The sequence below is a fragment of the Alteromonas sp. 14N.309.X.WAT.G.H12 genome (genome assembly GCF_036697315.1).
Lineage (GTDB): Bacteria > Pseudomonadota > Gammaproteobacteria > Enterobacterales > Alteromonadaceae > Alteromonas.
On sequence record NZ_JBAHZB010000141.1, the window covers coordinates 1 to 7,054 of the forward strand.

General features: G+C 46.2%; 7 protein-coding genes. All 7 read right to left on the minus strand.

Annotated features, from left to right (window positions below; all coding sequences use genetic code 11):
- Positions 1-647, minus strand: a 647-nt coding sequence (locus tag V5298_RS18905; protein ID WP_416351208.1) for a Kelch repeat-containing protein, incomplete at its 3' end; no start/stop codon positions are given.
- Positions 641-1,300, minus strand: coding sequence for an SDR family oxidoreductase (locus tag V5298_RS18910; protein ID WP_332932989.1), 660 nt, complete (start codon positions 1,298-1,300; stop codon positions 641-643). The genes V5298_RS18910 and V5298_RS18905, both read right to left, overlap by 7 nt.
- A 42-nt stretch (positions 1,301-1,342) precedes the next feature.
- Positions 1,343-2,098 carry a 3-deoxy-manno-octulosonate cytidylyltransferase gene (gene kdsB, locus V5298_RS18915; protein ID WP_332932990.1) on the minus strand — a complete coding sequence of 252 codons (756 nt, stop codon included), beginning with the start codon at positions 2,096-2,098 and terminating at the stop codon, positions 1,343-1,345.
- Complete coding sequence (locus tag V5298_RS18920; RefSeq protein ID WP_332932991.1) at positions 2,098-2,292, minus strand: Trm112 family protein; 195 nt, start codon at positions 2,290-2,292, stop codon at positions 2,098-2,100. Before V5298_RS18920 ends, kdsB begins: the two co-directional genes overlap by 1 nt.
- Complete coding sequence (lpxK, locus tag V5298_RS18925) at positions 2,289-3,308, minus strand: tetraacyldisaccharide 4'-kinase (RefSeq protein ID WP_332932992.1); 1,020 nt, start codon at positions 3,306-3,308, stop codon at positions 2,289-2,291. Before lpxK ends, V5298_RS18920 begins: the two co-directional genes overlap by 4 nt.
- Positions 3,305-5,059, minus strand: a complete 1,755-nt coding sequence (gene msbA / locus V5298_RS18930; RefSeq protein WP_332932993.1) for a lipid A export permease/ATP-binding protein MsbA — start codon at positions 5,057-5,059, stop codon at positions 3,305-3,307. Before msbA ends, lpxK begins: the two co-directional genes overlap by 4 nt.
- 167 nt (positions 5,060-5,226) lie before the next feature.
- On the minus strand, positions 5,227-7,054 hold a 1,828-nt coding region (locus tag V5298_RS18935; RefSeq protein ID WP_332932994.1), incomplete at its 5' end, for a DNA internalization-related competence protein ComEC/Rec2.

A 7,054-nucleotide genomic window follows, 5' to 3' on the forward strand; every position in this document is an offset into this window, starting at 1 on the left:
CCACCAATGACGTGCCAGTGCCCATTACTTACCACACTACAGGCACTGTTTCTGGCTATCGGTAATGGTGACGAGGTTTTCCATACGCCAGCCTCGGCATCAAAAACACCATGCCAATCTGAATCAAGATGGTGATGCCAAGAGTAATTATCGGATTTTGTGGTTCGTCCTCCTGCGAGGTGGACCTTTCCCTGAATGACTGCCGCAATGGTCTCGGATAATTTAACCGGCATGGTGCTGTGAGCGTGCCAAGTGAGTTGTGTCTCATCAAATAGGTATACCTGGGCAGAATTTGTCCACGCTCCTTGTGCCGATTCGCTATAGCCGCCAAATGCCCACAAGTGTTCCCCAGTAGAAACCAGCATGACATGATGAGCGGCCACCGGAAATGGCGGTAACGTCTCCCATTGCCGGGCCCCCTTTTTAAGTCGATACACAGCATTTGAAACGCCAAAGTGCTCATCTTGTTCATGCAGCCCGCCGACCACATAAATGGCCTCTTTATGTACAGTGGGATAGATTTCTTGCACAGGCAAAGGCAATGATGGGCCGATGGACCAGTGATATTTTTCTGCCCCATAACTACTTAGCGGTAAACAAAATAGGACGACAAGTAGCAGGGCACAGGTTGTCAGTCTCGTTACCAAGGAAGTCGCTCTCCATTGGCATGAAAAAATTGCCCTGTTGTCGTAAGGGTTAATTCATCGAGCCGATTAATCAATCCAGATGCCGCTTCGTCGGGTGTAATATCACCGGCATTATTTACCATTTCGGTTTGTACAAACCCCGGATGCAGCAACGCAACCGCAATGCCTTTGGGTTTGAGATCCTGAGCCAGAGACACACCCGCAGCATTTAACGCCGCTTTTGACATGCGATACCCGTAGTAACCTCCAGAACCATTATCCGTCATCGAGCCCATTCTACTGGTAATCAGGCCAATTTTACTTCCTTCGGATAAATTAGGCAGCAAGGCTTGGGTAACTAATAATGGACCGAGGGCATTTACTCTAAACTGATAATCAATGGTGGCTGGATCCCAATCATCCAAAGATTCTTTGCCCAATACGCCAGCATTATTGATAAGCCAATCGATGGGAACATCCTTAAGCGGTGACAAGGCTTTTTCCAAGCTTTCAGGCTTAGACACATCCACCCCTGTGATCACTGTGGCCTGGGTATTATTCAGTGCATCAGAGCTATGCCGACAGGCCACAATAACATGACAATTACGAGCCAGAAGTGCATTCACTAGTGCCAATCCAATGCCACGATTACCTCCGGTGATAACTACATTCATTTAACTCTCCTTGCTAAAAACAGATAATGAAAGCCCCGGTTTTTAAAACGATGAAGACGATGCAATCAAATGCTGTAAATCTTCCGGGGTATCGACACCTACTGGGGGCGGAGCTACAGCAACATCAACATGAATAATATCGCCATACCAAAGCGCCCTTAACTGCTCAAGGGATTCAAGATGTTCTAATGCAGACGGCGCATAACGAACATATTGAGAGACATAAGCCGCTTTATAGGCGTATAAACCAATATGGCGTAAATAACAACTGGGATCAGCTTTACTGGGTTCGGTCATCATGGTGGCACGTTGAAACGGAATGGGTGAACGGGAAAAATACAAGGCTTCTTTTCGTTGATTCACTACCACCTTAACCACGTTAGGATTAAGTACCTCGTCCATTTCCATAACGGGTGTACACAAGGTCGCAATAGCAATCCGATCATCATTCATCAAATTCAATGCCACCTGACGAATGTTCTGTGCGGGCACAAAGGGTTCATCCCCTTGCACATTCACCACCACCGAATCATCCTCAATATTTAACGTGGATATCACTTCCGATAAGCGTTCCGTACCCGATTCATGGGTAGAAGCGGTCATCGCCACTTCGGCGTGATGCTCTGCCACCGCAGCGATACGTTTATCATCAGTAGCAACAATAATTCGTGATGCCCCTGCTTCTTTCGCTCTGTCAACAACATGGGTGATCATCGGTTGTCCGTGAATATCCGCCAGCGGTTTACCGGGAAAACGGGATGAGCCATAGCGTGCTGGAATAATTACTGTAAATGCCATTACCGTGTTGCTTCCAATTCTTCTGAAGACATCTGAGTGGCTTTAGATTCAATAAGTACAGGAATGCCATCTTCGATGGCAAAATTTAAGCGGTCGAAGCGGCACAACAAACTTTTTTTGTCCTTCGACAAAACCAGTTTACCCTTACAAACTGGGCAGGCCAAAACATCAAGAAGTTTAATATCAAAGCTCATAGCTGATCCTCTTTAAGGTCGATACCCGCAGCAGTTAAGCGGGTATCGATAAAAGCATAAAATGGCGGTGGGAGTTGGGCATCGACGGGATAATACCAGCAGTCATCATGGACGAAGGATGTCACTTTTACCGCATCTTTTTCCGTCATAACAACGGTTTTTAACGGAATATCCTTGGCCGCAAACTGATGATGATCCGGATAACGGTAGGTGTCACTTAAGGTTAATCCCATAGAAGATAACTGGGAAAAAAACCGATCCGGATTACCGATCCCCGCCAATGCCACGGTATTTTGTTGTTGGCTAAATTCAGCCACGCCCACCCTATCACCGCTTTTTACATTCACAAAATCTGTGCCTGCTAAGGACATCCCATAAACAGGACAGTCATGATCTGTAATTTGCCTATCCAGTACCGAGACATCTCCATTGATAATAATCCCGTGCACCGTATCTAAACGCCACAAACCTTCACGTAAGGGCCCCATGGGCAATAAATGTCCATTGCCCACGCCGCGGTTGTCCATGACGACCAATTCCACATCTCGATGCAAGGCATAGTGCTGCAAACCGTCGTCACAAATAATCACCTGACAATGGAGTTTGTCGGCTAAGTAGCTGGCGCCTCGAGCCCGTTTCGGATCGATCACAACGGGCACATGGGTGCGAGCCGCAATCAGTTTAGGCTCATCGCCGACTTCATCAGGCCCATTTATCGGTTGTACCTGATGGGGAAAATGTGTGGTATTGCCTCCGTATCCACGGCTTAATACCCCCACACTAATACCCTTTTTTTTCAAATATTCAACAAGTGCAATCACCACCGGTGTCTTGCCGTTTCCGCCCACGGAAATATTCCCCACCACAATAACGCAGGCTGACACCTTGGTGGCCGGTTTAACCCCTGAACGATACAGCCAACGGCGAAAGGCACTCAAGGCGCGAAACAGAAGGGACAGTGGCCACAATAGCCAAACCCGTTTGTCACGCCGGTACCACATGTTTTCTATTTTCATTGCTGAGAAGATTGACCAAATTGCAATGCATGCAAGGAGGCATAATGCCCTTGTTTAGCAAGCAATTCCTGATGTCGGCCTTGCTCTAAAATCTGCCCCTGGTCTATCACTATAATTTGATCCGCCTTTTCAATGGTTGATAGCCTATGAGCCACCACCAGCGACGTACAATCTTTCTGTAGTTTTTCCAATGCATCTTGAATCAATTTTTCTGATTCTGTATCAAGAGCTGACGTGGCCTCATCGAGAATAAGCACAGGTGCTCTAGCTAAAATAGCTCGCGCTATAGCAATACGCTGACGCTGGCCACCGGATAACATCAGACCGTTTTCACCAATTACAGTATCAAGACCATTATCGAGCATATCCACAAATTCCGTGACATGGGCCATTTCTGCCGCTCGAATAATGTCCTTTTTACTGACCTTATCGGTGACCCCATAGGCGATGTTATTGGCAATGGAATCATTAAACAAAGTGACATGTTGCGACACCGTGGCAAATTGCTTGCGTAAGGAGCGAAGCTCTATGTCGTTGATATTGGTGCCGTCTAGGGAAATTACCCCTTGTTGGGGCATATAAAAACGGGTGATCAAAGAGGATATGGTGGATTTGCCACTGCCTGATTTACCCACAAGAGCAATGGTTTGGCCCGGTTTAGCTTCAAAAGACAAGTGGGTAACTGCCGGACGTTCCTTACCCGGATAGGTAAAGGTCACATCGTTAAATACAATGTGACCTTTTGCCCGGGCAATTTGTTTTTCGCCGGTATTCACTTCTATCTTCTCGTCGAGTACAGCAAAAATGCTGTTACATGCTGCCATACCTCGTTGATATTCGTTATTTACCGTGGTTAATTGTTTCAGCGGTTTTAGTAGCATGACCATATAAAAAACCACACTAATGAAAGTACCGGGAGTCAGGCTAACCATAATCGATGGCAAACTGGCCATAAATAACACCACCGCAAGGGCTATAGAAGCGATCACTTGTATCGAGGACACACTTAATATCTGCGTTACCGCCAGCTTCATCGTTTGTTGACGGTTATGATTATTTTTGCGGGCAAATCGTTCCCGCTCATAATCTTGTCCGCCGAACATCAAGATCACCTTGTGTCCTTTAACGGCTTGCTCCACCGCTGCCGTAACATTACCCATTGACTGCTGAATATTGCGACTGACTTTTCTAAACCGCTTACTTACCACGGCAACAACAATGGCCACTAAGGGACCAATAATCAAAAATATTAATGACAATTGCCAAGATTGATAAAGCATAACAACCAACAATCCAATCACAAAAGCCCCTTCCCTGACGATGGTAAGCAGGGCTTTACTGGCAGCATTGGCGACTTGCTCAGTGTCATAGGTGACCTTACTGATGAGTGCACCAACAGCTTGTTGATCGTGAAACGAGACCGGAAGATGAATATATTTTTCAAATAGCTGCTGACGCATGGTCATGACAACTTTTGCCCCTATCCAATTCAGAGTATAGGTGCCCATAAAATTAAATATCCCTCGCAAAATAAATAACGGCACAATGGCCATCGCCGCCATTCTAAGAAAAGCAGTGTCTCCATTTCCTAAGGAATCATCGATAAGGGGTTTAAGATTTGAAATTACAAAGGTATCAAGGGCGGAATACCCAATCATGCCAATGACGGCAATAAAAAATTCAAATTTATATTTCCGAAGATAACTAAAAAAACGGCGATTATTACTCGCATTCGGATCGGATTTTTGCATGAACTATAATCACTTATTTAAAACTCGAGAGTATTGTACTTGGAATTTAGAAAATTCCCACCTTCACACGATAAACATCGACTTTATTCATATTAACCACGCTATATGGGATTACATTTTAGCAATTCAATGCGTATTTCGTACCGGAGAATTTGCCCCATTGGCCGTTAATGATTATCTATCACTGCGCTGGGGCGATACCAACGGCTATCGTACCAACGTTGATTGATGCCTGCCCCTTGGGCGTAGGTAACAATTTCCTTGTTATTAAAGCTAAAGCGGGTATATCCCATGCGTGAAGTGTTAACCATTTGCATACCGTACTGCTGATAACGGGCGACCACGTCACGATGAGGTAATCGCCAACGGTGATAATACCCGGTTGAGAACACGGTATATGCTGGAGCAACAGCATAAATAAAGGCGTCACTGGATGATGTGTTACTGCCATGATGGGGCGCCACTAACACATCGGATTTTAAATACGCGTTGTTATACAGTAATTCATATTCCACGGATTTATTAATATCACCGGGGAAAAGTGTTGTGTGAACGCCATCCGTTACCGTAAATACGCAAGAATAACCATTGCCATCAACATGATTTAACCGTGCAGGCCAGAGAATATGAAAATCCAGCCCCTGCCAATTAAAATCATTGCCCTGTGTACAGGCATCGGTATTTGTCATGACGACGGGCGCTAGCCCATGGGTATTTAATCTATCCACTTTGGCACTGAACAGTCCTCCGGCATGATCGTCATCGCCGTGTGTCACCATGATCCTATCGATTTTATCAATGCCCAGTTGAGTCAGCGCCGGTTTTATAATGCGCGTATAAGCATCACTCGTTTCATAGGAAGGCCCGGTATCAATCAATACACCTTGTGCTCCTTTTGATATCAACATTGCATTTCCTTGACCCACATCGAATATGTGTAAATGCCAATCCCGAGATGATGGCGGTACAAGGTGACTAAATAGCGGCAAGGTCAATGTTAAACAGCAGCGCCAACGATAAGCAAAGCACGGAAGAGCGACCAGGATCAGCGCCAAAAAACCGCATATCATACTACCGGGTGAAAACGGTAATTTTTCATAAGATAACATAAAGGGTTGGACCCCATTTAACATAGCAACCAATGCGGTGAGCGCCTCATCGGTAATATCCAGCATAACATTTGGCGTACCCGTTAGCGCCGCGACCACTAAGCCAGCCAAGCCCACGGGCACAATCATTGTGATCCAGGGAATGGCAATAAGATTTACCGGTGCCACCAAAAGCGACATACTATTAAAAAACACGGCGGTGACCGGCACCAACACCAAAGACAGGGTGAATTGTAGTTTACACACATACTTGAATCGTCCCAGCCATGACGTCCCCGGGGGCTTAAACCGCCACGTTAATAAAATCAGCAATGCCACAGCTCCGGCACTCAAATAAAAGCTGGTACCGAAAACACTAAAAGGGAACAACAATATACAGCTAGCCACCATGACCAAATACCGTTGTAACCACGTCCAATATCGACCGCTAAGCCACAGCACCGACAATATGCCAAAACATATCCACGCTCGGCTTACCGGTACCTGCCAATTAGCTAATGTGGCATACCCGCCACTGACGATAAGGGCAATGCTCAACACTTGGGGCTGAATGTTAAAGCCATTGTAGTTTCTGCGCCTTGCCAACAATAAAATGGCTACAAAGATACCCGCAAAAAGGGACGTCCATAGGGCTACCACACCCACATGCATGCCGGAAATGGAAAATAGATGGGCTGTCCCTGTAACGCGCAGTAAAGCCCAGTCCGCGGTTTCCAAATTCTGACGATTCCCCGTTAACAGAGCAACCGTCCAGCGAGAATAGCCCATAGAAGCAAGCCGTTGTGCCCATACATAATGCCAACTATGTGCCGGCGTAATTAGCCGGGTATAGGGTGATTGAAGGACTTGACCGGTGACAGTCACGCCCTTGGCAACAAGGGAACTA